The sequence below is a fragment of the Saccharothrix sp. CB00851 genome (assembly GCF_001905065.1).
Classification (GTDB): Bacteria; Actinomycetota; Actinomycetes; order Mycobacteriales; family Pseudonocardiaceae; genus Actinosynnema.
The window spans coordinates 71,538-96,118 of sequence record NZ_LWLC01000017.1; the positions used below are offsets into that span (position 1 = coordinate 71,538).

Consider the following 24,581-nt stretch of genomic DNA (forward strand, 5'->3'; position numbering starts at 1 on the left):
TGCACCGTGTCCTTCCTGATCCGGGTCCAGCTCCCGGACCGTCCCGGCACCCTGGGCGCGGTCGCCTCCGCGCTCGGCGCGATCGGGGCCGACATCCTCAGCGTGGACGTGGTGGAGCGCGGGGCGGGCCTGGCCATCGACGACCTGGTGGTCGAACTGCCGTCCGGGCGGCTGCCGGACGTGCTGATCACCGCCGCGGAGTCCATCGACGGCGTCGAGGTGGACGCGGTCCGGCCGTACGCGGGTGTGCTGGACACCCACCGCGAGCTGGAGCTGGTGGAGGAGGTCGCCGAGGACCCGCGCACCGGGCTGGCGGTGTTCACCGAGGGCGTGCCGAAGATCATCCGGGCGGGGTGGGCGGTGGTCGTGTCGTGGGACGGCCGCACCGTGCACCGCCTGACCTCGTCGTCCGCCGCACCGGAGACCAAGCTGGCGACCCCGCCGTGGCTGCCGCTGGCCCGCGCCACCGTGCTGGACGGCGAGGACTCGTGGGTGCCGGAGACGTGGCAGGAGCTGGGCACCGAGCTGGCCGCCACCCCCCTGGGCAAACCGGACCGCGTCCTGCTGGTGGGCCGCCCGGGTGGCCCGATGTTCCGCGCCGCCGAGGTCGCCCGCCTCGCCCACCTGGCCGGCATCGTCTCCGTCGTCCTCCCCGACTAACCCGCGTGTCCTACGTTCGGAACGCGCGTGTCCTACGTTCGCGTACCCCGAGTTGAACACTCGGGACGGCGGGCCGTGTTCTGAGTGTTCAACTCGGGTGTTCCGAACGTAGGACACGCGCGACGCGAACGTAGGACACGCGCGTGAGTTGGGGTTCAGGGGTGGCGGCTGGTGGTGGCGATGGTGACGCCCAGGCCGATCATGGTCAGGCCGCCGGCGCCGCCCACCAGGGACAGGCCTCGGGGTGAGCGGGCGAACCAGGTGCGGGCGGTCGCGGCGGCCAGGCCCCAGACGCTGTCGGACGCCAGCGCGATGACGTTGAACAGCAGGCCGAGCAGGAGCATCTGGGCCGCGACGCCGCCCTGCGCGCGGTCCACGAACTGCGGCAGCACGGCGGCGAAGAACACGATCGTCTTCGGGTTCGCCACGCCGACCGCGAAGCCCTCCCACAACGTGCGCAGCCCGCCGTGCGCCGGACCACCGGCGGTGAACGACGCGTGCAACGCCCCGCGCTGCCGCACCGCCTTCACCCCCAGGTACACCAGGTACGCGGCACCCACCAGCTTCAACGTCGTGAACACGACCGCCGAACGCTCCACCACCGCCCCGACCCCGAACGCGACGGCCACGACCAGCGCGTAAGCCCCGAGCGTGTTCCCCAGCACGGTGATCAGCGCGGCCCGGCGCCCCTGCGCCAACGCCCGCCCGACCACGAACAGCACGCTCGGCCCGGGGATCACGATCAGCAGGAACGACATGGCCGCGAAGGCGAGCAGCCGGTCAGTGGACACCATGGCCCCACGAAACCACGGCCGGCACCCGCGCTACCAGCGTTTTTCCGCCCTCACAGAGCCAGCTTCACCAGCTGCGCGTTGTCCACCGCCGCCGTGCCGTCACGCGCGGTGAGCGTGTCCTCGAGACCGACCCGGGTGTCCAGCCCGCGCGCCACCGCGTGATCCAGCACCGGCCACGCGCTGTCGTCCTCACCGTGCAGCAGGATCGGCACCCCCAGCGGCACCAGCAGGTCCACCAGCCGCACGGCGTCGTCCACGGTCTGCCCCGGCCGCACCTCCGCCAGCACCCGAACCGTCCCCGCGGGCACGCCGACGTCCAGCAACGTCCGCGCCGCCCCCACGTCGAACACGCCCAGCTCGATGCCGATCCCCGCGTCACGCAACGCACGCGCCACGCCGAGCCAGCCGTCCTCGTGGACGTTGACCGAAGCGAAGTCGGGACGTCCGGCCGCCAGCCCCGCCCACCCGAGCACCAGCTCCGCCCGCCGCACGGGATCCGGCACGATCCACGCGCCGGTCGTCACGCCGATCTCGGCGTGCGCCACGGCCGCCCGAACCACCGATACCGACGTAGCGACCTCCGGACCGGCCAGCACCTCCAACCCCACCACGTCCCGCGGGTGCAGGTGGAACGACGTCACGCCCAGCTCGGCGCACCCCGCGGCGTCGGCCGCCAGCTGCTGCGGGGTGATCGGCAGACTAGGGTGGCTGCCCGGCTCACGGGCGCCGTTCAGACAAGCCTGGAGCACGAAACCCACCGAACCACAAGGTGTTGGATACCGCCATGCCGACGCTGACCTCAGCCCTCCTGCGCCACCACGCGGGCGCCAAGTCGTACTGGCGCGGGCTGACCTACCGGGACTCCGTGGTCGAGCTGTCCGTCCGCTCACGGCACGTGGAGGGCGTCGTGGTCGGCGCGGACGCGTACCGGGTGACGTTGGAGTGGGACGACACCCGCCTGGTCGGCGCCTGCACGTGCCCGTACGGGTCGCAGGGCTTCTTCTGCAAGCACTGCGTCGCGCTGGGCCTGGTGCTGCTGGAGCGCGGCCTGACCGTGCCGCCGCCGGACGCGGAGGACGAGGAGCTGCGCGACCGCCTCGCCGAACTCGACCACGCGACCCTGGTGGAGCTGCTCTACGACCGAGCCGCCCGCGACCGGTCGTTGCGCGAGGAGATCATGCGAGTTCGAGGCTGAACCCGAGCGCGGTCACGTCCACGCCCGGCACCGGCCGCCAGTCCCGGTCGGGCTGTCGCCGGAACCCCAGCCGCCGGTAGAGCCGGTGCGCCGTGGTCATGTGCTCGGAACTGCTCATCACCAGCCGCCGTGCGCCGAGTTCCCGCGCCCGCACGATCACCGCGCGCACCAACGCCTCACCGACACCGCGGCCGCGCGCCGACGGGCTCACCGCGAGCATCCGGAACTCCACCTCGCCGTCCCGGCTGACCTCGGCGTACGGGGCGCCGGGCCGGACCACGGTGACGGTGCCGAGCACGGTGTCCTCGACGTCCACCGCCACCAGCAGCTCGGCCTCGCGGGCACGGGTGCGGGTATCGACCAGCGTGTCGGCGTACCCGCCGGTGTGGCTGTCGATGTGGCGGTCGGCCTGGTAGGCGGCCACGGTGATCGCACCCGCCGCCGCCCACTCGTCTTCCCTGGCGGGCCTCACCACGATGTCGGCCATCTGGTTCCCCTCTGCGCGTCATCGGACAGTCCACGATTGTCGTCCACACAACTGCCGCGCCAGGGGTTCGATCAAGATTCCGGTCCGAGGTGGGCCCGGATGTCGCCCGTGCCGCCCCGTGGGCCCGCAAGACTGCGGGTGCGACGGCGTGCTCGGCGGGTATTCGGTTGCCGGTGTCGTGACCGGCTGCTTCGGTGGTTCGACCGGAGTCCGTGCTGCGGGACGCGCAGCACCGGTCTCGGTGCGGCGGCGCGGGCGCGGCGACGCACCTGGGCACTTCGCCCCGACGGACCGGCCCGGTCGGATCACAACCCGTTGCACCGCAAGGGAAACCTGCTGCGCGTGACGCGGTGGGCCGACTGACACAGGAGACGGTTTTGTCCAGTTATGACGTGATCGGTGACCCGGCGTTCTTCGGCCAGGTGTGGGCGGAGGACTACGACAGCGGGCCCGAGCTGGACCCGACGCCCGCGGTGGACTTCCTGGCACCGCTGGCCGGTGGGCGGAGGACCTTGGAACTGGCGATCGGCACGGGCCGGGTGGCGTTGCCGCTGGCTGCCCGCGGCGTGCCCGTGGAGGGGGTGGAGGGATCCGAGCTGATGGCGGCGAAACTGGCCGCGAAGCCAGGCGGCGCGGAGGTCCCGGTGACCATCGGGGACATGGCGGACGTGCCCGTGACAGGTCGGTTCGCGTTGGTGTACCTGGTGTTCAACACGATCTTCAACCTGGTGGACGTCCGGCGGCAGGCGGACTGCTTCGCGAACGTGGCGCGGGTGCTGGAGCCGGACGGCGCGTTCGTGGTCGAGACGTACGTCCCCGACCCGTCCCGCTTCCCCGACGGCAAGCGGGTGCAGGCGCTGTGGGCGGACGTCGGGTCGGCGGCGATCGAGGTGTACGACATCGACTTGGCGGCGCAGCGGTTCGTCAGCCAGAAGGTCATCTTCACGGCGGACGGCATCCGGCTGAAGCCGCACGCGCAGCGCTACACCTATCCCGGCGAGCTGGACCTCATGGCGGAACGGGCGGGGCTCCGGCTGGCCGAACGCCATGAGACCTGGGACCGCCGCCCGTTCACCGGCACCAGCCGCGGCCACGTGTCCGTGTACCGGCCGGTGTGACGCGGTCAGCCGTCGGTGGTTACGGCGTCGTCGCCGAAGGCCGCGGCGAGCGCCTTCGCGAGGACGGCGGGCAGCTCGGTCCGCCCGTCGTCCTCGGCCCAGCGCACCAGGGCCGTGTGCATGGCGGCCAGGCAGGCGCTCGCCGCGGCTTGGGCGTGGAAGGACGTGTCGGGGTCGGTGGTCTCGTCGGTGAGGGCGCCGACGATGGCCTGCTGGAGGGCGTAGAAGTTGTCGAGGTGCTTGGCGCGCAGGGCGGGCGTCGAGATCATGAGTCGGAGGCGGGCGAGCAGGAACTTCTCGTCTGTTGACGTCCCGGGCCCGCGGGTGCTGCCGGTGCTGCCGGTGCTGCCGGTCAACGTCTTGGCCGAGTCGATGAGCGCCGTGCCGATGCGGCGCACCAGGGGTTGCGCGGCTGGTGACGCGGCGATCCGTTCGGCGATGAGCGGGCCGTGCTGGTCGACCAGGACGAGGTCTTCCTTCGTGGGGAAGTGCCGGTACACGGTCATCGGCGACACGCCCGCGGCTCCGGCGACGTCGGTGACGGTGGTCGCGTCGTACCCGCGCTCGGTGAACAGCCGCACCGCGTGCGCCTGGATCGTGCGCTGGATCTCGGCACGTCGCTGTGCTCGCAGGGTCGAGGGTCGCTCGGACATGTGGTAGACACTACCTTGGTGATAGTGACTACCAACTTGGTAGACACTCACAACCCTGGGGGTGTTTCGACATGGGTGACCTGATCGGCAAGACAGCCCTCGTGACGGGAGCGTCGCGCGGCATCGGACAGGCGATCGCGACCCGACTGGCAGCCGACGGCGCGACGGTCATCGTGCACTTCGGCACTGACCAGGACGGCGCCACCACTACGGTCGCCGCGATCGAACGCACCGGCGGAACCGCCCACGCCGTCAGGGCGCCGCTGGGTGGGGACGACGACGTCGAGACCCTCTTCGCCGGCATCGAGACCGCCCTCTCCGGCGGGCCGCTGGACATCGTCGTCAACAACGCCGCAGCCGCCCCCACGGGGCCGCTCGGCGCCACGACGAGGGCCGAGTTCGACCACCTCTTCGCCGTGAACGTCCGGGCGCCGTACTTCATCATCCAGCGGGCGCTGCCACTCCTGCGCGACGGCGGCCGCATCATCACCATCTCGTCCGTGGCAACCCGCATGGCCAACCCGACTCAGACGGCCTTCGCCATGACCAAGGGCGCGGTCGAAACCATGAGCCTGACCCTGGCCAACCAACTGGGCGCCCGCGGCATCACGGTCAACGCCGTCGCCCCCGGCGCCACCCGCACCCCGACCAACAAGACCATCTTCGAATCCCCCGACCTGACCAACCTCATCACCACCTCAACCGCCCTCGGCCGCCTGGGCGACGCCACCGACATCGCCGACGTAGTCGCCTTCCTGGCCACCCCCAACGCCCGCTGGATCACCGGCCAAGTCATCGACGCGAGCGGCGGCCTCTTCCTCGGCCCCCACCTCTAACCACCACCACCGCCCCACTCCGCACACCCGCCGCCGCTCCTCGCCACCCGCCACCGCTCCCCGCTCCCCGCTCCCCGCTCCCCGACGACCGCTACCACACGCTCGACCCCCGGCCACCGCACACCCGTTGCGGCGCAGCCAGTCTCGGCTACCCGCGCCCCGCGCCCCCGCACCCTGCGGCGGACCTCGGCGGCGCATACGTGCGGCATGCGGGGCCGGACAGCGTCGGCAGTCACCCACCAGGGACACCTTGGCGTGCAGCGGCGCGTTCGACCTGCCAGGCCGCGACCGCTTGGTCGGCGATCAGCGCGGTCTGCGATCAGCGGCGCGGCGGCGGCAGTGCGATGACCGCAGATGCGGCGCTGTCGCAGGGTGCGATGACTGCAGCGGCGGCGCAGCGAGAGTGTGGCAGCGGCGGGTGCGGCGAGTGCGACATGACGGTCGGCGATGCGCTACGCCGTGGTGGCGGCGGGCCGTGACCGCAGCGGTGCAGCTGGCGTGGCGTCACGGTATCGCGAGTGCGGTGTCGCGAGTGCGGTGTCGCGAGTGCGGTGTGGCTGGTGCGGTGTGGCTGGTGCCGTGTGGCTGGTGCCGTGTGGCTGGTGCGGTGTGGCTGGTGCGGCGCGACCGTGCGGTGTGGCGGCGAGTCTGGCGGTTGGCGGGTCGGAGTGGCGGGATCGGTTCGGCGTGGCGGCGGGCGGGGCGGTGCGTGGAGTCCGTGGAGTGGGGCCAGTCCGGGGGGTGGGGTGGCAGTCGTGGGTGGGCTCGGCGGAGTGAGGCGGGAGGGGTGGAGCGGGGCGGGTTGGTTGCCGGCCTCGTTGTTTCAACCGACGTTTGAGGTTGAAGATAACGGCGTTTTGATTGGATTGGGTTGGCAGGTTCACTCGATCGCGGAAGAGGGGTGGTAGGAAGTTGCTGGTCAGGGCGGTGGAGTGGGTTGGGGTTAGGGGGTTGAGGTGGGTGACTCCTCGGGGGTTGTTCCGGGTTCGGCGAGGGTGGCGACTCTGGTGGCGGCGGCGGGGCCTTCGGTCAGGAGGGTTTGGAAGCCTGCTTCGTCCAGGATTGGGACCTTGAGTTGGAGTGCCTTGTCGGCCTTGGAGCCCGGCGACTCGCCGACGACGACGAAGGCCGTCTTCTTCGACACCGAACCCGCCGCCTTGCCGCCGCGCGACAGGATCGCCTCCTTGGCCTCGTCACGCGAGAACGTCTCCAGCGAACCCGTCACCACGATCGACAACCCCTCCAGGTTGCGCGGGATCGTCATGTCACGTTCCTCCGCCATCCGCACGCCCGCAGCCGCCCACTTGGTCACGATCGACTGCCGCCAAGGGGTTTCCACCCACTCCCGCACGGCCGTCGCGATGGTCGGGCCCACGCCCTCGGCGGACGCCAACTCCTCTTCCGTGGCACCGGTGATGCGCTCCAGGGAACCGAACTCCTGCGCCAACGCACGAGCCGCCGTCGGACCGACGTGCCGGATCGACAGCGCCACCAGGACTCTCCACAGTGGACGCTGCTTGACGGTCTCCAGGTTGTCCAGCAGCTTCACGGCGTTCGCGGTCAGCTCGCCGTCCTTGGTGCGGAAGAGGTCGACCCGCGCGAGCTTGTCCGCGTCCAGGTCGAACAGGTCGCCCTCGTCGCCGTACACCGGGGACTCGACCAGGGCCGCCGCCGCCTCGAAGCCGAGCACCTCGATGTCCAACGCCGACCGCGACGCCAAGTACGCCAAGCGCTCGCGCAGCTGACCCGGGCACCCAGCCGCGTTGGGACACCGGATGTCGACGTCCGCCTCCTTCATCGGGCGCAACGCGTGGCCGCACTCGGGGCAGGTCAGGGGCATCTCGAACGCGTAGGCGTCATCGGGCCGGGCGTCGATCACCGGGCCGAGCACCTCGGGGATCACGTCACCGGCCTTGCGGATCACGATGCGGTCGCCGATCAGCACGCCCTTGCGCTTGACCTCGCTCGCGTTGTGCAGGGTGGCGCGCGCGACCGTCGAACCGGCCACCTTCACCGGCTCCATCACGGCGAACGGCGTCACGCGGCCGGTGCGGCCGACCTGCACCTTGATGTCCAGCAGGGTGGTGGTCGCCTCCTCTGGCGGGTACTTGAACGCGATCGCCCACCGCGGCGCGCGGGACGTGCTGCCGAGGCGCCGCTGCAGCGACACCTCGTCCACCTTGACGACCACGCCGTCGATCTCGTGCACGGCGTCGTGCCGGTGCGCTCCCCAGTACGAGACGTGCGACGCGATCTCCTCGAACGTGCTCAGCACCCTGGTGTGCGACGACACCGGCAGCCCCCACGCCCGCAGCGCCTCGTACGCCTCGGACTGCCTGGTCAGCTCGAACCCCTCGCGCTTGCCCAGTCCGTGGCAGATCATCCGGAGCCGTCTCGACGCGGTGACCTTCGGGTCCTTCTGCCGCAACGATCCGGCAGCGGTGTTGCGCGGGTTCGCGAACGGCGGTTTGCCGGCTTCCACCAGGCGCGCGTTGAGCTCCAGGAAGTCCTCCACCGCGAAGAACACCTCGCCGCGCACCTCGACCAGGGCGGGCACGGGGTGGGCGTCGGTCCCGGTCAGCGTCTCCGGCACGTTCTCCAGCGTGCGGACGTTGAGCGTCACGTCCTCGCCGGTGCGCCCGTCACCCCTGGTCAGCGCGCGGACCAGCCGCCCGTGCTCGTAGAGCAGGTTGATCGCCAGCCCGTCGATCTTCAGCTCGCACAGGAAGTGGGCGTCCGGCCCGATTTCCTTGCGCACCCGCTCGTACCAGCCCTGCAGCTCGTCGGGCGAGAAGACGTTGTCGAGGCTGAGCATCCGCTCCAGGTGGTCGACGGCCGTGAACTCGGTCGAGAACGTGCCGCCGACGAGCTGGGTGGGCGAGTCGGGCGTGGCGAGCCCGGGGTGCTCGCGCTCCAGCGCCTCCAACTCCCGGAGCAACGCGTCGAACTCGCCGTCACTGACCGTCGGCGAGTCGAGGACGTAGTAGCGGAACTGGTGCCCGCGCACCACCTCGGCCAGCGCGGCGTGCTCCTCGCGCACGTCGGCGGGCACGTCCTCGACGCCCTCGGCGGGAGCCTGGGCCGGGTTCAACGGGTCGTCGCTGGTCACGGCATCAGGGTAACCAGGGGGTCCGACAATTTCAGGCGGGATCCTCGGTCATCCCGTTGACGAGGTCGCGCAGCTCCAGCAGGCCGATGGTGCCCGCCGGCTCGGCGGACGCCGTTTCCACCCGGCCGAGCCGTTCACCCGCCAGGCGCTCACCGAGCGTGACGTCCAACGGCAGGAACGTCATGGTCTGCCTGGCCTGGTCGTCGAGGTTGGCGAACTCGGGGTGGTAGACGGCGACGTCGACCAGCCCGTCGGAGACCTGGGCGACGACGCGCACGTCGGCGAGTCGGATGCGGCGGGGGCCGAGGTTGATCGTGACGGCGGTCGGGTCGGGCACGGCGGGCACGGAGTCGTGGTACTCCCAGATCATGTCCTCGGACGGCGCGGCTTCGATCCACGCGTCGGTGTAGGGGCGCAGTTTCGGGTCTTCACGGCTGGTGATCACCAGGGCGTAGATCGCGCGGTGCCCGCGTTCGAGGGAGAACTCCAGGTCGGGGTGCATGGCCGCGACCATGGCCCCGATCTCGCCCTCCACCCGGTACGGCTCGCCGTCGCCCAGTGCCGCGCTCACGCTGGGCAGCAGCTCGAACCACTCCTGCCAGAACGCGACCGCGGCTTCGGCCGGGTTGGGCAGGTGGACGGGCTCGGGCTCGGGTTCGGTGCGTCGGCGCAACCAGCTCATGCGTTCCATTGAACTACGGCTGACCTGCGGCTGTGGTCGAACTGCGCCGGCCGGCCACGGCGAGGAGTTCCGCGGCGGGTCCCACCAACCGCCGCCCGCCCGGCCACACGGCGCGCAGCACGCGGCGCAGGTCGAGTTCGACCGGCACCTCGACCAGGCGTCCTTCGGCGAGGTCGACGGCGACCGCGAGCACGCTGAGCACGGCGGGTGCGACGCCGGCGACCACCGCGCCCCGCACGGCCGTGGTGGAGCTCAGTTCCAGCGCGGGCGGGCACGCGTCCGGCAGCGCCCGGTCGAGGGTGTCGCGGGTGCCGGAGCCGCGTTCGCGCATGACGAGCGGTGTCCGGGCCAGTTCCGGCGGGGTGAGCGGTCGGCGCCGGCGCGACCACGGGTGGCCTGGCGCGACGACCAGGGCGAGCCGGTCCACGGCCACCTTCCGGAACGAAAGCCCTGGTAGCGCACCTGGGGCTTCGACGAACCCGAGGTCGACCGCGGCGTCGCGGACGAGGGCGCCGACGGTCTCGGAGTTGGTCACCCTCAACCCCACGCGCAGGTCGGGCCGGGCGCGGCGCAGTTCGCCGATCCAGCTCGGCGCGAGGTGCTCGGCCACGGTCATGCTGGCGGCGACCCGCAGCTCGGCCTCCTGCGCCGACCGCAGCGCCCGCGCGCCCTCCACCAGGCCCGCGACCTCGTCCAGCACCCGCCGTGCCCGCTCGGTCACGACCACGCCCGCGGGGGTCAGCACCGAGCCGCGCCGGCCGCGGTCCACGAGCACGACACCGAGTCGCCGTTCCAGTGTGGACAGCCGCTTGCTCGCCGAGGGTTGTGCGATGCCGAGTTCGTCGGCGGCACGTCCGAGGCTGCCCAGTTCCCCGACGAGCACCAGCAGGCGCAGCGATTCGAGGTCCGGGGTCATAGCCACAGGGTATGACCCCAGACCTCACCGCCGCCTACCGGAAGCGTTCGCGCGGGCGGAGGGTGGATGGTGTGCTGATCGCCGCGTTGGTCCTGGGTGTGCTCGTGGGTGGACGCCTGCCGGACCTGAGCGGCGTCACGCGCGGGTTGCTGCGCACCGGGGTGGTACTGCTCGGTCTGCAACTGTCCGTTGTGCAACTTCTCACTTTGGGACCGGGCGTTCTGGTGGCCGTGGTGGTCACCGTCGCGGTCACGTTCTTCGGCACGGTGTGGCTCGGCCGGTGGCTGGGCCTGCCGCGTGGCCTGTACGTCCTGGTGGCCAGCGGTTTCTCGATCTGCGGCGCGTCGGCCATCGCCGCCGTCGAGGGCAGGGTGGACCGCGAGGACGAGCACGTGGCCACGAGCGTCGCCCTGGTCACGCTCTACGGCACGCTGGCGATGGTCGTGCTGCCGCTGCTGGACGCGTCACCGGAGTGGATCGGGCTGAGCGTGCACGAGGTGGCGCAGGTGGCCGCCGCCGCGCCCGCCGGCGGTCTGGCGACGGCGATGGCGGTGAAGCTCGGCCGGGTGGCGTTGCTGGCGCCGATCGTGGCCGGCGTGGGTGGTCGCGGCGCACCGCCGGTGCCCGGTTTCCTGTTCGGGTTCCTGGCGTTGATGCTGGTCAGCCCGCTGGTCCCGGGTGCCGTGCTGGACGTCGCCAAGGTCGTGACCACCGTCGTGCTGGCCGCCGCTCTCTTCGGCCTGGGCACGTCCGTGCGCCCCAAAGCCTTGCTGCGGACCAGCCCCAGGGCGCTCCTCCTGGGGCTGCTCGCCACGGTCCTGGTGTGCGGGACGGGTTACCTGTCGCTGCGGGTGGTGTGAGCGCGCAGCAGGTCGGCGTTCAGCCGGGCGATCGTGGTCAGCGGGATGCCCTTGGGGCACGCCGACGTGCACTCGCCGGTGTTCGTGCAGCCGCCGAAACCGGACGCGTCGTGCTCGGCCACCATGTCCCGCGCCCGCGAGTACCGCTCCGGTTGGCCCTGCGGCAGCACGCCCAGGTGGGTGGCCTTCGCCGCGGTGAACAACATGGCCGACCCGTTGGGGCACGCCGCCACGCACGCACCGCAGCCGATGCACGCCGCCGCCTCGAACGCGGTGTCCGCGTCCGGCTTGGGCACGGGGATCGCGTGCGCGTCCGGCGCCGACCCGGCCGGCACGCTGATGTACCCGCCCGCCGCCACGATCCGGTCGAACGCCGACCGGTCCACCACCAGGTCGCGCACCACCGGGAACGGCTCGGCCCGCCACGGCTCCACGGTCACCACGTCACCGTCGCGGAAGTGCCGCAGGTGCAGCTGGCACGCCGTGGTGGCCTTCTCCGGCCCGTGCGCCATCCCGTTGATCATCAACCCGCACATGCCGCAGATGCCCTCGCGGCAGTCGTGGTCGAACGCCACCGGCTCCTTCCCCTCGGTGACCAACCGCTCGTTGAGCACGTCCAGCATCTCCAGGAACGACATGTCCGGCGACAGGTCGTCCAGGACGTACTCCACCAACCGCCCGGTGGCACCGCTCTGCCGCCAGATCCGCAGGGTCAGCTTCACGCGTAGCTCCTCGTGCTCGGCGTGACGTGCTCGAAGAACAGCTCTTCCTTGTGCAGCACAGGTGGTTGACCCACCCCCGTGTACTCCCAAGCTGCGACGTACGAGAAGTTCGCGTCGTCCCGCAGCGCCTCGCCGTCCGGTGTCTGGCTCTCGGACCGGAAGTGGCCGCCGCACGACTCGGCGCGGTGCAGGGCGTCCACGCACATCAGCTCGGCCAGCTCGAAGAAGTCCGCGACCCGGCCGGCCTTCTCCAGCTCCTGGTTCAGCCGCTCGCCCGTGCCGGGCACCTTCACCCGCTGCCAGAACTCCTCGCGCAGCTCCGGGATCCGCTCCAACGCCTTGCGCAACCCCGCCTCGTCGCGCTCCATGCCGCACTCGTCCCACATCAGCCGGCCCAGTTCGCGGTGGAACGACTCGACCGTGCGGTCACCGTCCACGGCCAGCAGCGTCTTCACCCGACCGCGCACCTCGGACACGGTGTCGGAGACCACCGGGTGGCTGTCGTCGACCGGACCGAACGGCGCGTCGGCCAGGTAGTCGCCGATCACGCCGGGCAGCACGAAGTAGCCGTCCGCCAAGCCCTGCATCAGCGCCGACGCGCCCAGCCGGTTCGCGCCGTGGTCGGAGAAGTTCGCCTCGCCGATGACGAACAGGCCGGGGATCGTGGAGCGCAGGTCGTAGTCGACCCACAGGCCACCCATCGTGTAGTGCACGGCCGGGTAGATGCGCATCGGCGTCCGGTACGGATCGTCACCGGTGATGCGCTGGTACATCTCGAACAGGTTCCCGTAGCGCTGTTCGACGGCGAGCGCGCCCAGGCGGGCGATGGCGTCGGCGAAGTCGAGGTACACGCCGCGCTTCTCGTCGGAGATGTTCTTCGCCGCCCGCGACGCGATGTCACGCGGCACGAGGTTGCCGAACGCCGGGTACATGCGCTCCAGGAAGTAGTCCCGGTCGGCTTCGAGGATGTCGTTCGGCGCACGCGTGTCGTTCCGGTCGCGCGGCACCCACACGCGGCCGTCGTTGCGCAGGGATTCGCTCATCAGGGTGAGCTTCGACTGGTGGTCGCCGCTGATCGGGATGCACGTCGGGTGGATCTGGGTGAAGCACGGGTTCGCGAACAGCGCGCCGCGCCGGTGCGCCCGCCAGATCGCGGTGGCGTTGCAGCCCTTGGCGTTGGTGGACAGGTGGAACACGTTGCCGTAGCCGCCGGTGGCGAGCACGACGGCGTCCGCGAAGTGGGTGGACACCGTGCCGCTGACGAGGTCGCGCACGACGATCCCGCGCGCCCGGCCGTCCACCACGATGAGGTCGAGCATCTCGGTGCGCGGGTGCATCTCGACGCGTCCGGCGGCGACCTGCCGTTCCAACGCCTGGTAGGCGCCCAGGAGGAGTTGCTGCCCGGTCTGGCCGCGGGCGTAGAACGTGCGGGAAACCTGCGCCCCGCCGAAGGACCTCGTGTCCAGCAGGCCGCCGTACTCGCGGGCGAACGGCACGCCCTGTGCCACGCACTGGTCGATGATCTCGACGCTGATCTGCGCCAACCGGTGCACGTTCGACTCGCGGGAGCGGAAGTCGCCACCCTTGACCGTGTCGTGGAACAGGCGGTGCACGCTGTCGCCGTCGTTGCGGTAGTTCTTGGCCGCGTTGATGCCGCCCTGCGCGGCGATGCTGTGCGCGCGGCGCGGGCTGTCCTGGTAGCAGAACGACTTGACCCGGTAGCCGAGTTCGGCCAGGGTCGCCGCGGCCGAACCGCCCGCGAGTCCCGTGCCGACCACGAGCACGCTGCGGTTGCGCCGGTTCGCGGGGTTGACCAGCCGGGCGGAGAAGCGGCGGCGGTCCCAGCGGGTCTCGATCGGTCCCGCCGGCACGCGCTGGTCGGCGATCGGGGAACCTTCGGTGAAGTACATGTCAGCTCACCAATCCGGTGAAGACGGCGAAGGGAACGGAGAGGAAACCGGCGCAGATCGCCACGGCCACGCCGAGGCCGATCACGCGCGAGGTGGTGACGCCCAGCGTCTGCGTGGCGCTCCACACGCCGTGGCGGATGTGGAAGCCCAGGGCGAGCACGGCGACCGCGTACGCCAGCACCACGTACCAGTGCTGGAAGTCGGCGACCACGTTCGCGTGAATCTCGCCGGGTACGCCGTTCGGGTTGAGCCACCCGACGGTGAGGTCGAGCAGGTGGTAGATCACGAACAGGGCGATGATCACGCCGCCCCAGCGCATCGTGCGGGCCGCGTAACTGCCCTGGACACGTCGGCGGTGCTCGTAGCGGCCCCTGGCCTTGCGCGCCTTCGCGGTCAGTTGGTAGGCGGCGATGAAGTGCAGCGTCACGCAGGCGAGCAGTGCCACCCGCGTCGGCCAGACCACGCCGATCTCGCGCAGCCAGCGACCGTAGCCGTCGATCGCGTCCGCGCCGGAGAAGACGGTGAGGTTGCCGAGCATGTGCACGACGACGTACAGCAGCAGTCCGGCGCCGGTGACCGCCATGACGACTTTCTTGCCGACGGTGGTGCGGTAGAGCCCGATCGTGTCCACGTCGCTGACGCTAGGAACGGCGGTGACGAGTCGTCCAATACATCGTGACCTGGCTGAAGATAGCCTGGGGCTATGACGCTGCAGCAGCTCGTGTACTTCCTGGCAGTGGCCCGGACGCGGCACTTCACGCGTGCGGCGGCGGAGGTGCGTGTGGCGCAGCCCTCACTGTCCAAGCAGATCCACGCGTTGGAGAAGGAACTGGGGGCGGAGCTGTTCAACCGGGCGCGCGGGAACGTGACGTTGACGCCGGCGGGCGAGGCGCTGCTGCCCGTGGCCGCCCGGATCCTGTCCGATGTGGACACGGCGCGGCTGGAGGTGGCCGAGCTGGTAGGGCTGCGGCGGGGACGGGTGCGGGTGGGTGCGACGCCCAGCCTGTGCGGCAGCCTGTTCGCGGACGTGATCAAGCGGTACCACGACGCCTACCCCGGCATCCAGGTGTCGGTGACGGAGGGCGGGTCGCGTGATCTCGTCGCGGCGTTGGAGGCGGGGCAGCTGGACCTGGCGCTGGTGATCGTGTCGCCCGCGGACGCGGACCGGGCGCTGACCGTGGTGCCGGTGCTGCGGGAGGAGCTGGTGGTGGCGTCGGCGTCACCGCTGGGGGTGAACCGGATGCGGTTGACGGACCTCAGTGATCACCCGTTGGTGATGTTCCGGCCGGGGTACGACTTGCGGGAGACGACGTTGGCGGCGTGCCGGCAGGCGGGGTTCGAGCCGCGGTTCGCGGTGGAAGGCGGGGAGATGGACGCCGTGCTGCGGTTCGTGGAGGTGGGGTTGGGGGTGGCGATCGTGCCGAGCACGGTGCTGGCGACGCGGTCGTTGCACGGGACGCCGTTGGCGCCGGCCACCACTCGCACGGTGGCGCTGGCACATCGGACGGACGTGGCGCCGACGTCGGCCGGGCGCGCGTTCCGGCAGGTGCTGCTGGCGTTCCTGCGCGAGGCCGAAATGCCTTCGGGGGTTCACCTGGTGGGGCCCTAGGCTGCTGGACCGTGCTGATCCGACGCGAGACCACTGCCGACGTGCGGGCCATCCACGACGTGACGGAGGCCGCGTTCGCGGCCCGGCCGGGCGGTGAGGCGCGCCTGGTCGGTGAGCTGCGGGCCGACCCGGGCTGGATCCCGGCCCTGTCCCTCGTCGCCGAGCTCGACGGCGCCGTGGTCGGTCACGTCGTGTGCACGCGCGGGTCGGTGGGTGACGCTCCCGCCCTGGGCCTCGGCCCGCTGAGCGTGCTGCCCGCCCACCAACGCTCCGGCGTCGGCAAGGCCCTCATGCACGCCGTCCTGGGTGCCGCCGACGCCCTCGACGAGCCCCTGGTGATCCTCCTGGGCGACCCGGCCTACTACTCCCGCTTCGGCTTCGTCCCGGCCTCGACCTGCGGCATCACCCCGCCGGACCCCACCTGGACCCCGTACTTCCAGGCCCGCACCCTCACCACCTACACCCCCGCCCTCACCGGCCCCTTCACCTACGCCACCCCCTTCACCACCCTCTAACCCGCGAGTCGAACCTCCAGGTCCCGCGTGTCCCACGTCCAGAACGCGCGTGTCCTACGTTCCGGTACCCCGAGTTGAACGTTCAGGACGGCGGGCCGTGTTCCGAGTGTTCAACTCGGGTGGTCCGAACGTAGGACACGGTGGTCCTGAACGTAGGACACGCGGGACGTGAGGGTTCGACTCTCGCGGGGTTACCAGCCTTCGGGGGGTTCGACGAACGCCTTGCCGACGTCACGGGTCAACGCCAGCGCCCGCCGCACCCACTTCGCGCTCGCACCGGCCATGCCGCACGTCGGCGTCGGCACGGCGTGCGTGCCCAGGATCGAACGCGGGAACCCCAGCCGGTCCACCAGGTCCAGCGCGGGCTGGGCCAGGGACTTCAGGCTCGGCGGCGTGCTCGGGTCGGTGCTCGGGGCCAGGCCGAGCAGCAGCTGGGTCTTCTCCTCCCACGCCTCACCGATCTCGTCCCACATCGTGTCGTCCAGGATCGTGACGTCGAACGACACGGCCCGCGCGCCCGCCTGGCGCAGGAGCGTGACGGGCGGGTTCGGCGCGCAGCAGTGCACGATCACGTCCGCGTCGAGGCCGTCGACCACCGTCTGCAGCACGGCACGCGCGTCCGGCTCGGGGACGGCGGCGACCGTGCCCAGCTTGGACGGCGTCCGCAGCAGGCCCTTGAGCACGGCGGGCAGCGCCGGTTCGTCCAGCTGCACGACGACCTTCGCGCCGGTGCGCTTGGCGACCTCGGCGACGTGCCGGTTGAGCCCTTCGACCAGGGACTGGGTGAACTCGCGCAGCGCACCCTTGTCGGTGAGCACGCGGTGGCCGCGCACCAGCTCGACGCTCGCGGTGAGCGTCCACGGTCCGGCGGCCTGCACCTTGACCACCGGCGGCGGCGCGGGCTCGGCGGCTTCCTCGAACGCGTCCAGGTCGCGGCGCACCAGGTCCACCGCGCGCCGGTGGTCCCTACCGGGGTGCGCGGTGGTCCGCCAGCCGGACGGGACCACCTCGACCGGCAGGTCGACCAGGAGCGCGGCGGTGCGGCCGATCATGTCCGCGCCGACGCCCCGGGCGGGCAGTTCGGGCAGGTGAGGGAGGTCGGGGAGTTCGCCGAGCACGATCCTGGCGGCCTCCAGCGGGTCGGTTCCGGGTAGCGAGCCGATGCCGGTGGCGGCGCCGGCGGACCAAGGGAGGGCATCCACGCGGACAGTCTCCCACCACCGCCGCTGCGCCATTCGGGACGGAAAAGGTCTAGACCCATTGACGAAGTGGTCTAGGCCACCTACGGTCACCTTGTCGGTGCCGACAGTGGTCGAGGGCACCGCCACGACGTGGTGTGGGGGCGTGCCGCGCCCCGCGCTCCCGCACCACTTCCCACCCCGTTCCCCCTGCACGGGAGTACCGATGTCCTTCAAGCGCAAGGGCCTGGCCGCGTTGGCGGCGGGCGTCACCGCGATCGTCACCGCCGGTCTGCTGCTGGCCGCCCCCGCGGGCGCCGCACCGACCCCGACCGCCGTGTTCAGCCAGGACTCCGCGTGGAGCTCGGGCTACCAGGGCAAGTTCACCGTGACCGCCGGATCGAGCGCCGTGTCCGGCTGGAAGGTCGAGTTCGACCTGCCGACGGGCAGCACGCCCGGTTCGTACTGGGACGCCACGCTGACCAGCAACGGCTCGCACCACACGTTCACCAATCGTGAGTACAACGGCAGCCTGGCGGCCGGCGCGTCCACGTCGTTCGGATTCTTGGTGAACGGCACCGGCCTGCCCACCAACTGCAAGCTCAACGGCCAACCCTGCACCGGCGGCACGACCACCACCACAACGACCACCACCACAACTACGACCACGACTTCGGACCAGCCTCCCCTCCCCGGCAGCCTGAAGTCCGCTCCGTACGTGGACATCACCATGCCGACGCCGTCACTGGAGTCGGTCGCCCGGGCCACCGGTCAGAAGGTGTTCACGCTCGCGTTCGCGCTCGCGGACAGCAGCGGCTGCAACCCGTCGTGGGGCGGCACGATCCCGTTGAACGACAGCCGGATCATCAACGACGTGCGGGCGCTGAAGGCGTTGGGCGGCGACGTGATCGTGGCGACCGGCGGCGCGGCCGGACCGTACCTGGAGTACTCGTGCTCCACCGCCGACGCGTTGCTGGCGGCGTACAAGAAGGTGCTCGACGCGGTCGGCAGCAACCACTTGGACGTGGACGTCGAGGCGTCCATCCCGCACGACATGGTGAACACGGCGTTGAAGCGCCTGCAGACCGAGCGCGGCACGTCGATCAGCTACACGATGCGCGTGCAGGGTGACGACTACGGCATGGACCCGTACTCGGTGCAGATCCTGCAGAACGCCGCCGCCAAGGGCCTGACCGTGCTGGTGAACCCGATGACCATGGAGTTCGGCTCGTCCCGCCCGGACTGGGGCGACGCCGTCATCGCCGCCGCCGAGAGCACCCTCCGCCAGATGAAGCAAATCTGGCCGGCCAAGTCCGATGCCGAATTGAAGCGACTGCTCGGCGTGACCCCGATGATCGGCCGCAACTTCAACGGCAAGATCTTCACCCAGGCCCACGCCCGCAAACTGGTGGCCTGGGCGAACACGAACCGCATCGGCCTGCTGGGCTTCTGGTCGGTCGGCCGCGACAACGGCAGTTGCCCGGGTGGTGGCATTTCGCCGACGTGCAGCAGCATCAGCCAGACCCAGTACGAGTTCACCAACATCTTCAAAGGCTTCACCGCCTGACCTGCACAAACGAGAACGGGCCGCGCTGGGGTCAGCGCGGCCCGTTCGGGTTGGTGGTCAGTCGGTCGGCTGGGCAGGCTCGGCGCAGAACACCGCCTTGATCAGCCCGTCCAGCGCCGTGGGGAACACCCCGGCCGGGTCGACGTCGCCGGTCGTCAGGGAAGCGGTCAGGGTCTTGGTGGCGTTGGGGGTGCTGATCATCAGGGCGCCGTAGCCCCCGGGGGCGCCGCCGTTGTGGTGGACGATGGTGCCGTGCGGGCCGAGGTCTTGGATCCAGAGGCCCAGGCCCAGGTTCAGGTTGCCGTGCGGGGTGGTCATCTCGGTCAGCAGTGGGGCCGGCAGGAGCTTGCCGCCCAGCAGCGCGGAGATGAAGGTGTTCAGGTCCTTGGCGGTCGAGATCAGGTCACCGGCGCCGGCCAGCAGGGACGGGTTCTGGCGGCTGACGTCGACGACCTTCCACTCGCCGCCGTCCTGGTAGCGGTAGTAGCCGTGGGCGTGAGGGCCGGGGAGGTCCGGCGAGTCGGCCGACACCACGGTGTCCGAGAGGCCGAGCGGCTCCAGGATCCGCTGCCGCACCTCGTCCGCGTAGGTCCGGCCGGTGAGCTGCTCGATCAGCAGCAGGGCCAGCGTGTAGTTGGTGTTGGCGTAGCTCTGGTCCGTCCCCGGCTCGAAGCGCGCCGGCTTGGCCAACGCGAACCGCACCAGTTCCTCGGGCCGGTAGGAGTGGAACCGGTTGTCCACCCACGCCTTGCCGGTGGAGGGGAGTCCCATCGCGAACGTCCCGTCCGGCTCGACGTCGCCCGTGTAGTTGTACAGCCCGCTGGTGTGCTGCAGCAGCATCCGCACCGTGATCCGCTCGTCCAGCCCGAGCTCGGGCAGGGTGTCGGCGACCGCGCTGTCCAGCCCGATCCTGCCCTCGGCCACCAGTTGCAGCACCACGGTCGCGGTGAACGGCTTGCTGACGCTGCCCGCCCACACCTGCCCGTCGGCCGGCGGCTCGTCCGTCCCGCCCAGCTCGCTCACCCCGGCGCGGCCGACCCAGTCACCCTGCTCGTCGTGCACGACCAGTTCCACGCCGGCGAAACCGGCGTCGACGACCGCCTGCACGGCCTGCTGCAGCTCCGGGCGGTCCGGCCCGGTGGAGGGCCGGCCGGCAGGGAGGCTGTGGGCGGTGATGTCGCCGTACGAGGTGGTGGCGCGGATGTCGAGCTGGGCGGTGGAGCCCCCGGTGTTCACGAGCGCGTTGCGAATCCGGCCGTAGGACGTGCCGGCGTCCAAGGTGGCCGAGACGCCGTGGGCGGCACCGATCGAGATCCCGCCCGCCTGAGTGGACAGCGTCACGGTGCCGCGCACGGCCTCGGTGATGCGGATGTCGCCCTTCTGGGTGCTGATCACGGCCGGACCGCCCAGGCGGCCGATCGAGACGTCACCGGCGTGGGCGGTGAGGTGGACGGTGTCGGCCTCGTCGAGCGTGATCACGCCGTGCGCGCCGTCGAAGACGACGTCGCCGAGCCGTCCCACGCCCCGGAACTCCGCGGCGGCGGCCTTCGCGTCGACCCGTGAGCCGGCGGGCAGTCGGACCGTCACCGCGACCGAGCCGGACGGACCGAGGACCTGGTTGCCCGTCGGCGTCTCGATCCGCAGGACGCCGTCGGCGTGGGTGACGGTGGTCTGCTCCGCGGCCTTCACGTCGCGGCGCTTCGCGGCGTCCGCCGGCAGCACCTCGACGGTGGTGTCGACCCGGTCGGCGGCGATGAGCTGGACGCGTCCCGCGGGGACGTCCAGGACGGTGGCGATCGGGGCGGGGGTGTCGAACGTCTGCATCGCGCTCTCCGGTGTTCGTTCGGGCTGACCTGCTGACGGGAACCACGATCGCCCGCCGTCCTGACACCGGACGGTCACCGGGCTGACACGACCACTGACACCGCCGCCCTAAGGTGCAGGGATGAACGGACCCGCGGAGATGCTCGCCAACGACGCCGCGTCGACCGCGCTCGGCATCAGGGCGCTCGAACTCGGTGACGGCACGGCCAAGCTGGCCATGACGGTCACCGGGCGGATGGTCAACGGTCATGGGATCGGGCACGGTGGGTACGTGTTCCTGCTGGCCGACACGGCCTTCGCCTGCGCGTGCAACCGCCACGGTTCGGTGACCGTGGCGGCGCAGGCGGAGATCGACTTCATCGCCCCCGTGCACAAGGGGGACGAGTTGGTGGCCGAGGCGGTGGAGCGGGTCCGGTTCGGGCGCAGTGGGATCTACGACATCACCGTGCGCCGGGGTGACGAGGTGGTGGCGGAGTTCCGCGGCCGGAGCCGGACGCTCAAGCCGAACGGCGCAGACCCAGCACCTGAAGGGTGATGAAACCCATCACGGCGATCGCCTGGGCGACGATCAGGAAAACGCCCAGGCCGGTGACCGGGAACCACCCGGCGAAAGCGGTGAGGAAGCTGTCCAGCACCCACACCGAATTGCCGATGATCACCACCGCGACCAACGGGCGGATGGGGCGGAGACCGAGCAGGAAAACACCCACGCCGTAAAAGAGCAGGAACACGCTGAGGCCGATCACGAGACCGCGGGGCAATCCGGTCGGCAGGTCGTTGAACAGCAGGGCGATGAGTCCGAGCCCACCCGAGGCGACACCGTCGAGCTTGAGGGCGAAGCGGAGGAGGCTGTCGTGGCGAACCTGAGTTGTCGTCATGGCTCGAAAGCTAGGGCGGTCGGCACTGCCGGCGGTACGCCAAACACTGCCAACGCCTGCCAGTTACGGGGCGTCGACCTGCGAGAACAAGTCCTCGGCCACCAGCTTCGCCCCCGCGTTCTGCCAGTTGTGCAGCGTCCGCTCGGGCACCTGGTTGACGAACCACGCCAGCGCCCGCCGCGCGTCCGGGTCGAGGTCCTCGCGCTTGGTCCGCCTGCTGTACGGCCGGATGCCGACCACGTAGTAGAAGTACAGCGCGTTGTAGTGCCGCCATTCGTCGCTGGTGCCGAAATCACCGTCGCGCGGTTTGAGCCGGCAGATGCCCTCCAGCAACAACGACTTCAACTCCGCGGCACGTTCCAGCGGTTGGTCCGACGCACCGCGCGCGGCCAGCCGGGCGTCGATCACCGGCAATTCCGTCAACGGGCTCGCGACCAACTTCCCCAGGTCGCCGTAATTGCTCAGCGCACGCCTGGTCAGCTTCACGAAACCCGCCGGGTCGAGCGGGGGACGACGTGGCAGGGCGTCCGCGGCGTCACGCAGCTCCGCCCGTTCGGAGGCCACGTCCGGCACGGCGACCCGGTCGACCAGCAGCGCCAGCGGGTTGGCCAGCACCTGCACCGCGATCGCGGCGGCGACCGTGCCGTACAGCAGCGGCACCAGCCGGTCGTCCAGGAACAACGCCACCTGCCCGCCGAACACCGCCGCCAACCCGGCCGACGTGAGCAGCGAGCGCACCATGTCCGCTCGGATCGCCTCGCCCTCGTCGAACGCGTCCGCCACCGCCACGATCACGCCGAACACCAGCAGGTCGAATCCGGCCGACGCGATCACCAGCGACTCGGGCAGCACGTCCACCAGCAGCAACGCGCAGCTCAGCCCGAACAGGATGGTCGCCGCCGCCAACAACGCCCGCCGCACCCGCAGGCACAGCACCAGAGCCGCCGCCAACGGGATCAGCACCACCACGGGCGCGAAGTAGGCCGCCGCCAGCAACGGCAGCGCGCTGTACCGCCACCAACGGTCGTAGCGCACGGGCAGCCAGCACACGACCACACCGGTCCACGCCACCGCGGGCACCGCCATCGCCATCGCCGGCAACGGGAGCACGATCACCAGGGCGTAAGCGAGCAACCCGATCGAGGCTCGCTGGAGCAGACGTTTCCGGGGGTCGCGCACGAGCAGGTACAGCCCGAGCCACCAGGCGAGGCCGAACGTCACCACCGACACCGCGATCACCCGGAGATCCTACGGTTGCCCGGACTGGGACGATGTGGCTCATGCCGCTCGAGCTGACGCTCCGCAAGGCCGCCGAAGAGGTCGAACGCGGTGACCTGGCCAGTGTCCTGCGGGCCCGACAACGGCTGGTCGGGCTGGTCACCAGCTACCCCGACCGGGTGGACCTGCGCGAGCGCCTCGCCGCGGTGTACCGGCTGCTCGGCGACCCGGCGCAGGCCGGGCGGTGGAGCTACCTGTCGGAGGTGCGCGACGAGGCGGAGGTGGCCGCGTTCGAACGCGCCTACCGGACCCCGCTGGCGCGGCTGGAGGCGATGAACTGGACCGGCGGCGAGTCAGCCGCCACCACCGAGACCGCCCGCCAACGCCTGGTGGCGCTGCAGGAGGCGGCCAACGACCAGCTGCGCGCGGAACTGCTCGTGGCCGACGACCGCGACTCGTCCTGGCGCACGAACGTGCTCGTGCTCATCGGCCTGGTGATCGTGCTGCTGTGCTTCGTGGTGGGCGCGGTGACGCTCGTCATGTGGACCTACAGGTGGTTCGCCGGATGAGCGCATGCTGGACCCATGACCCCCGACGTCGCCGCCGCCGCTGACCGCATCCGCCCACACGCCCGCCGCACCCCGTTGTGGCGCACCGAGGTTGACGGCAGGCCGATCGTGTTCAAGCTGGAGCACCTCCAGCTCACCGGGTCGTTCAAGCTGCGCGGCGCGCTGAACACCCTGATCGCCGCCGGTTCACCGGATCGTGTGGTCACGGCCTCCGGCGGCAACCACGGCCTGGGCGTCGCCAAGGCCGCCCAACTGCTCGGCCTGCACGCCACGGTGTTCGTGCCGACCGGCGCCCCGGAAGGCAAGGTCCGCCGGATCGAGGCGGCCGGCGCCAAACTGATCCGGCACGGCGACACGTACGCCGAGGCCGTCCTGGCAGCCCGCGAGACCCCCGGCTTCTACGTCGAGGCCTACAACGACCCGATCGTCGTCGCCGGCCAGGGCACGGTCGCCGCCGAGGTCATCGAGGACGCGCCGGACGTGGACGCCATCACGGTCGCCGTCGGCGGCGGTGGCCTGGCCGCCGGAACCGCCCTGGCCTCCGCGAGGCCCACCATCGCCGTCGAGCCGGAGCACTGCTGCGCCCTGCACCACGCCCTGAACGCAGGCCGACCCGTCGACGCCGAAGTCGACTCGATCGCCGCCTCAGCCCTGGGCGCCACCCGCGTCGGCGACGTCCCGTTCGACATCCTGCGGACACACCCGGTCGCGTCGGTGCTGGTGTCCGACCAACAAATCCTGGCCGCCCGCGACCGGCTGTGGGAAGACTTCCGCCTGGCCGTCGAACCAGCCGCCGCCGTCCCCTTCGCCGCCTGGCTGGACGGTCAAGTCCCAGGCAACCTGCCCTGCATCGTCCTGTGCGGCGCGAACACCGACTGGACCCCCTGAAACACCACCCATCCACACCTGCCCACGCCTCCCCGCCGCCGGGCCGGCCGTTTTCTCCGGCTAACGTGAGAAATGCGATTTAGGTTGTCAAAGGTTGCATCTATCGCCCAAACGAGCGACACCCCAACGGACCACCAACGGACCCGCAACCCGACCGCAAAGGCTCGATTTTACATGGGGTTCGGGTGCTTTAGGCTGGTCGAAGCCGGGCAGGCTTGGCGGACGCTTTTCCCGCCAGGCCTGCCCGGCTTTGGCCTGCCTTCAGTACCCGTAAGGGGCCCCGTGTCAAATCGAGCCGGACCCAACCGCCGAGCCGGACCCCGTCACCGAGCCCGACCCCACCACCGAGCCCGACCCCACCACCGAGCCCGACCCCACCACCGAGCCCGACCC

The 24,581-nt window shown here is 71.1% G+C and carries 25 protein-coding genes; 11 read left to right on the top strand and 14 right to left on the bottom strand.

Annotated features, from left to right (window positions below; genetic code table 11):
- The first annotated feature begins 6 nt into the window (after positions 1-6).
- A complete protein-coding gene (locus A6A25_RS18290) occupies positions 7-660 on the top strand; it encodes an amino acid-binding protein (RefSeq protein WP_073891792.1) in 654 nt (217 codons plus the stop codon).
- A gap of 155 nt (positions 661-815) precedes the next feature.
- Here A6A25_RS18290 and A6A25_RS18295 read toward each other — a convergent pair whose 3' ends face one another.
- Complete coding sequence (locus A6A25_RS18295) at positions 816-1,454, bottom strand: LysE family translocator (protein WP_073891673.1); 639 nt, start codon at positions 1,452-1,454, stop codon at positions 816-818.
- A 50-nt stretch (positions 1,455-1,504) separates the two neighbouring features.
- Positions 1,505-2,212: a 3-keto-5-aminohexanoate cleavage protein gene (locus tag A6A25_RS18300; protein ID WP_198932757.1), complete on the bottom strand. Its 708-nt coding sequence runs from the start codon at positions 2,210-2,212 to the stop codon at positions 1,505-1,507.
- A gap of 26 nt (positions 2,213-2,238) precedes the next feature.
- Between A6A25_RS18300 and A6A25_RS18305 the strand changes: the two genes are divergently transcribed.
- The gene (locus tag A6A25_RS18305) at positions 2,239-2,649 is read left to right on the top strand and encodes an SWIM zinc finger family protein (protein WP_073891675.1); all 411 of its coding nucleotides are present in this window, start codon (positions 2,239-2,241) and stop codon (positions 2,647-2,649) included.
- Here the strand turns inward: A6A25_RS18305 and A6A25_RS18310 are convergent.
- Positions 2,630-3,136: a GNAT family N-acetyltransferase gene (locus A6A25_RS18310; RefSeq protein WP_073891677.1), complete on the bottom strand. Its 507-nt coding sequence runs from the start codon at positions 3,134-3,136 to the stop codon at positions 2,630-2,632. The two genes, A6A25_RS18305 and A6A25_RS18310, sit on opposite strands and share 20 nt — an antisense overlap.
- 377 nt (positions 3,137-3,513) lie before the next feature.
- On the opposite strand from A6A25_RS18310, the gene A6A25_RS18315 reads away from it, so the two are divergent.
- Positions 3,514-4,254, top strand: a complete 741-nt coding sequence (locus A6A25_RS18315; protein WP_198932758.1) for a class I SAM-dependent DNA methyltransferase — start codon at positions 3,514-3,516, stop codon at positions 4,252-4,254.
- Positions 4,255-4,259: 5 nt separating this feature from the next.
- On the opposite strand, the gene A6A25_RS18320 is transcribed toward A6A25_RS18315, so the two are convergent.
- Positions 4,260-4,907, bottom strand: coding sequence for a TetR/AcrR family transcriptional regulator (locus A6A25_RS18320; protein WP_073891681.1), 648 nt, complete (start codon positions 4,905-4,907; stop codon positions 4,260-4,262).
- Between the two features lie 71 nt (positions 4,908-4,978).
- Here A6A25_RS18320 and A6A25_RS18325 point away from each other — a divergent pair, with 71 nt between their 5' ends.
- Complete coding sequence (locus tag A6A25_RS18325; RefSeq protein ID WP_073891683.1) at positions 4,979-5,743, top strand: SDR family oxidoreductase; 765 nt, start codon at positions 4,979-4,981, stop codon at positions 5,741-5,743.
- Positions 5,744-6,686: 943 nt separating this feature from the next.
- Here A6A25_RS18325 and ligA read toward each other — a convergent pair.
- From ligA to A6A25_RS18340, 3 genes are read right to left on the bottom strand one after another with little or no spacing between them, the layout of a single operon-like run.
- Positions 6,687-8,852, bottom strand: a complete 2,166-nt coding sequence (gene ligA, locus A6A25_RS18330; RefSeq protein ID WP_073891685.1) for an NAD-dependent DNA ligase LigA — start codon at positions 8,850-8,852, stop codon at positions 6,687-6,689.
- Between the two features lie 31 nt (positions 8,853-8,883).
- Positions 8,884-9,534, bottom strand: coding sequence for a hypothetical protein (locus A6A25_RS18335; RefSeq protein WP_073891795.1), 651 nt, complete (start codon positions 9,532-9,534; stop codon positions 8,884-8,886).
- A 13-nt stretch (positions 9,535-9,547) separates the two neighbouring features.
- Positions 9,548-10,450 carry a LysR family transcriptional regulator gene (locus A6A25_RS18340; protein WP_073891687.1) on the bottom strand — a complete coding sequence of 301 codons (903 nt, stop codon included), beginning with the start codon at positions 10,448-10,450 and terminating at the stop codon, positions 9,548-9,550.
- Between the two features lie 11 nt (positions 10,451-10,461).
- Between A6A25_RS18340 and A6A25_RS18345 the strand changes: the two genes are divergently transcribed.
- Positions 10,462-11,310, top strand: coding sequence for a YeiH family protein (locus A6A25_RS18345; protein ID WP_073891689.1), 849 nt, complete (start codon positions 10,462-10,464; stop codon positions 11,308-11,310).
- Here the strand turns inward: A6A25_RS18345 and A6A25_RS18350 are convergent.
- The 3 genes from A6A25_RS18350 to A6A25_RS18360 are packed head-to-tail and all read right to left on the bottom strand — an operon-like array spanning position 11,286 to position 14,573.
- Positions 11,286-12,032 carry a succinate dehydrogenase/fumarate reductase iron-sulfur subunit gene (locus tag A6A25_RS18350; protein ID WP_073891691.1) on the bottom strand — a complete coding sequence of 249 codons (747 nt, stop codon included), beginning with the start codon at positions 12,030-12,032 and terminating at the stop codon, positions 11,286-11,288. The two genes, A6A25_RS18345 and A6A25_RS18350, sit on opposite strands and share 25 nt — an antisense overlap.
- On the bottom strand, positions 12,029-13,942 hold the full coding sequence (locus tag A6A25_RS18355) for a fumarate reductase/succinate dehydrogenase flavoprotein subunit (protein ID WP_073891693.1): 1,914 nt from the start codon (positions 13,940-13,942) through the stop codon (positions 12,029-12,031). The genes A6A25_RS18350 and A6A25_RS18355 overlap by 4 nt, the downstream gene beginning before the upstream one ends.
- A 1-nt stretch (position 13,943) precedes the next feature.
- Positions 13,944-14,573: a succinate dehydrogenase cytochrome b subunit gene (locus tag A6A25_RS18360; protein WP_274534325.1), complete on the bottom strand. Its 630-nt coding sequence runs from the start codon at positions 14,571-14,573 to the stop codon at positions 13,944-13,946.
- Positions 14,574-14,645: 72 nt separating this feature from the next.
- On the opposite strand from A6A25_RS18360, the gene A6A25_RS18365 reads away from it, so the two are divergent.
- Positions 14,646-15,551 carry a LysR family transcriptional regulator gene (locus tag A6A25_RS18365; protein WP_073891697.1) on the top strand — a complete coding sequence of 302 codons (906 nt, stop codon included), beginning with the start codon at positions 14,646-14,648 and terminating at the stop codon, positions 15,549-15,551.
- An 11-nt stretch (positions 15,552-15,562) separates the two neighbouring features.
- Complete coding sequence (locus A6A25_RS18370) at positions 15,563-16,066, top strand: GNAT family N-acetyltransferase (RefSeq protein WP_073891699.1); 504 nt, start codon at positions 15,563-15,565, stop codon at positions 16,064-16,066.
- Positions 16,067-16,257: 191 nt separating this feature from the next.
- On the opposite strand, the gene A6A25_RS18375 is transcribed toward A6A25_RS18370, so the two are convergent.
- Entirely contained in the window at positions 16,258-17,268 is a 1,011-nt protein-coding gene (locus tag A6A25_RS18375) for a methionine synthase (protein ID WP_143193236.1), read from the bottom strand.
- Between the two features lie 202 nt (positions 17,269-17,470).
- Here A6A25_RS18375 and A6A25_RS18380 point away from each other — a divergent pair, with 202 nt between their 5' ends.
- Entirely contained in the window at positions 17,471-18,811 is a 1,341-nt protein-coding gene (locus A6A25_RS18380) for a glycoside hydrolase family 18 protein (protein WP_073891703.1), read from the top strand.
- Positions 18,812-18,868: 57 nt separating this feature from the next.
- On the opposite strand, the gene A6A25_RS46635 is transcribed toward A6A25_RS18380, so the two are convergent.
- Entirely contained in the window at positions 18,869-20,635 is a 1,767-nt protein-coding gene (locus A6A25_RS46635) for a serine hydrolase (RefSeq protein WP_073891705.1), read from the bottom strand.
- Between the two features lie 121 nt (positions 20,636-20,756).
- On the opposite strand from A6A25_RS46635, the gene paaI reads away from it, so the two are divergent.
- Complete coding sequence (gene paaI / locus A6A25_RS18390; protein WP_073891707.1) at positions 20,757-21,170, top strand: hydroxyphenylacetyl-CoA thioesterase PaaI; 414 nt, start codon at positions 20,757-20,759, stop codon at positions 21,168-21,170.
- Here paaI and A6A25_RS18395 read toward each other — a convergent pair.
- Both A6A25_RS18395 and A6A25_RS18400 read right to left on the bottom strand, forming a co-directional pair.
- Entirely contained in the window at positions 21,133-21,513 is a 381-nt protein-coding gene (locus tag A6A25_RS18395) for a hypothetical protein (protein ID WP_073891709.1), read from the bottom strand. The two genes, paaI and A6A25_RS18395, sit on opposite strands and share 38 nt — an antisense overlap.
- A 63-nt stretch (positions 21,514-21,576) precedes the next feature.
- A complete protein-coding gene (locus A6A25_RS18400) occupies positions 21,577-22,752 on the bottom strand; it encodes a hypothetical protein (RefSeq protein ID WP_073891711.1) in 1,176 nt (391 codons plus the stop codon).
- Between the two features lie 41 nt (positions 22,753-22,793).
- Here A6A25_RS18400 and A6A25_RS46355 point away from each other — a divergent pair, with 41 nt between their 5' ends.
- Positions 22,794-23,300 carry a DUF6584 family protein gene (locus tag A6A25_RS46355; RefSeq protein WP_073891713.1) on the top strand — a complete coding sequence of 169 codons (507 nt, stop codon included), beginning with the start codon at positions 22,794-22,796 and terminating at the stop codon, positions 23,298-23,300.
- A 15-nt stretch (positions 23,301-23,315) separates the two neighbouring features.
- Positions 23,316-24,188, top strand: a complete 873-nt coding sequence (locus tag A6A25_RS18410) for a serine/threonine dehydratase (protein WP_073891715.1) — start codon at positions 23,316-23,318, stop codon at positions 24,186-24,188.
- Positions 24,189-24,581: the final 393 nt, after the last annotated feature.

Bases quoted from the DNA above. Each gene is read 5' to 3' on its own strand.
- A6A25_RS46355 (WP_073891713.1), top strand. From the start codon at position 22,794: ATGCCGCTCGAGCTGACGCTCCGCAAGGCCGCCGAAGAGGTCGAACGC.
- A6A25_RS18395 (WP_073891709.1), bottom strand. From the start codon at position 21,513: ATGACGACAACTCAGGTTCGCCACGACAGCCTCCTCCGCTTCGCCCTC.
- A6A25_RS18365 (WP_073891697.1), top strand. From the start codon at position 14,646: ATGACGCTGCAGCAGCTCGTGTACTTCCTGGCAGTGGCCCGGACGCGG.
- A6A25_RS18310 (WP_073891677.1), bottom strand. From the start codon at position 3,136: ATGGCCGACATCGTGGTGAGGCCCGCCAGGGAAGACGAGTGGGCGGCG.
- A6A25_RS18295 (WP_073891673.1), bottom strand. From the start codon at position 1,454: ATGGTGTCCACTGACCGGCTGCTCGCCTTCGCGGCCATGTCGTTCCTG.
- A6A25_RS46635 (WP_073891705.1), bottom strand. From the start codon at position 20,635: ATGCAGACGTTCGACACCCCCGCCCCGATCGCCACCGTCCTGGACGTC.
- A6A25_RS18335 (WP_073891795.1), bottom strand. From the start codon at position 9,534: ATGAGCTGGTTGCGCCGACGCACCGAACCCGAGCCCGAGCCCGTCCAC.
- A6A25_RS18380 (WP_073891703.1), top strand. From the start codon at position 17,471: ATGTCCTTCAAGCGCAAGGGCCTGGCCGCGTTGGCGGCGGGCGTCACC.
- A6A25_RS18340 (WP_073891687.1), bottom strand. From the start codon at position 10,450: ATGACCCCGGACCTCGAATCGCTGCGCCTGCTGGTGCTCGTCGGGGAA.
- A6A25_RS18355 (WP_073891693.1), bottom strand. From the start codon at position 13,942: ATGTACTTCACCGAAGGTTCCCCGATCGCCGACCAGCGCGTGCCGGCG.
- A6A25_RS18325 (WP_073891683.1), top strand. From the start codon at position 4,979: ATGGGTGACCTGATCGGCAAGACAGCCCTCGTGACGGGAGCGTCGCGC.
- A6A25_RS18345 (WP_073891689.1), top strand. From the start codon at position 10,462: ATGACCCCAGACCTCACCGCCGCCTACCGGAAGCGTTCGCGCGGGCGG.
- A6A25_RS18410 (WP_073891715.1), top strand. From the start codon at position 23,316: ATGACCCCCGACGTCGCCGCCGCCGCTGACCGCATCCGCCCACACGCC.
- paaI (WP_073891707.1), top strand. From the start codon at position 20,757: ATGAACGGACCCGCGGAGATGCTCGCCAACGACGCCGCGTCGACCGCG.
- A6A25_RS18305 (WP_073891675.1), top strand. From the start codon at position 2,239: ATGCCGACGCTGACCTCAGCCCTCCTGCGCCACCACGCGGGCGCCAAG.
- A6A25_RS18320 (WP_073891681.1), bottom strand. From the start codon at position 4,907: ATGTCCGAGCGACCCTCGACCCTGCGAGCACAGCGACGTGCCGAGATC.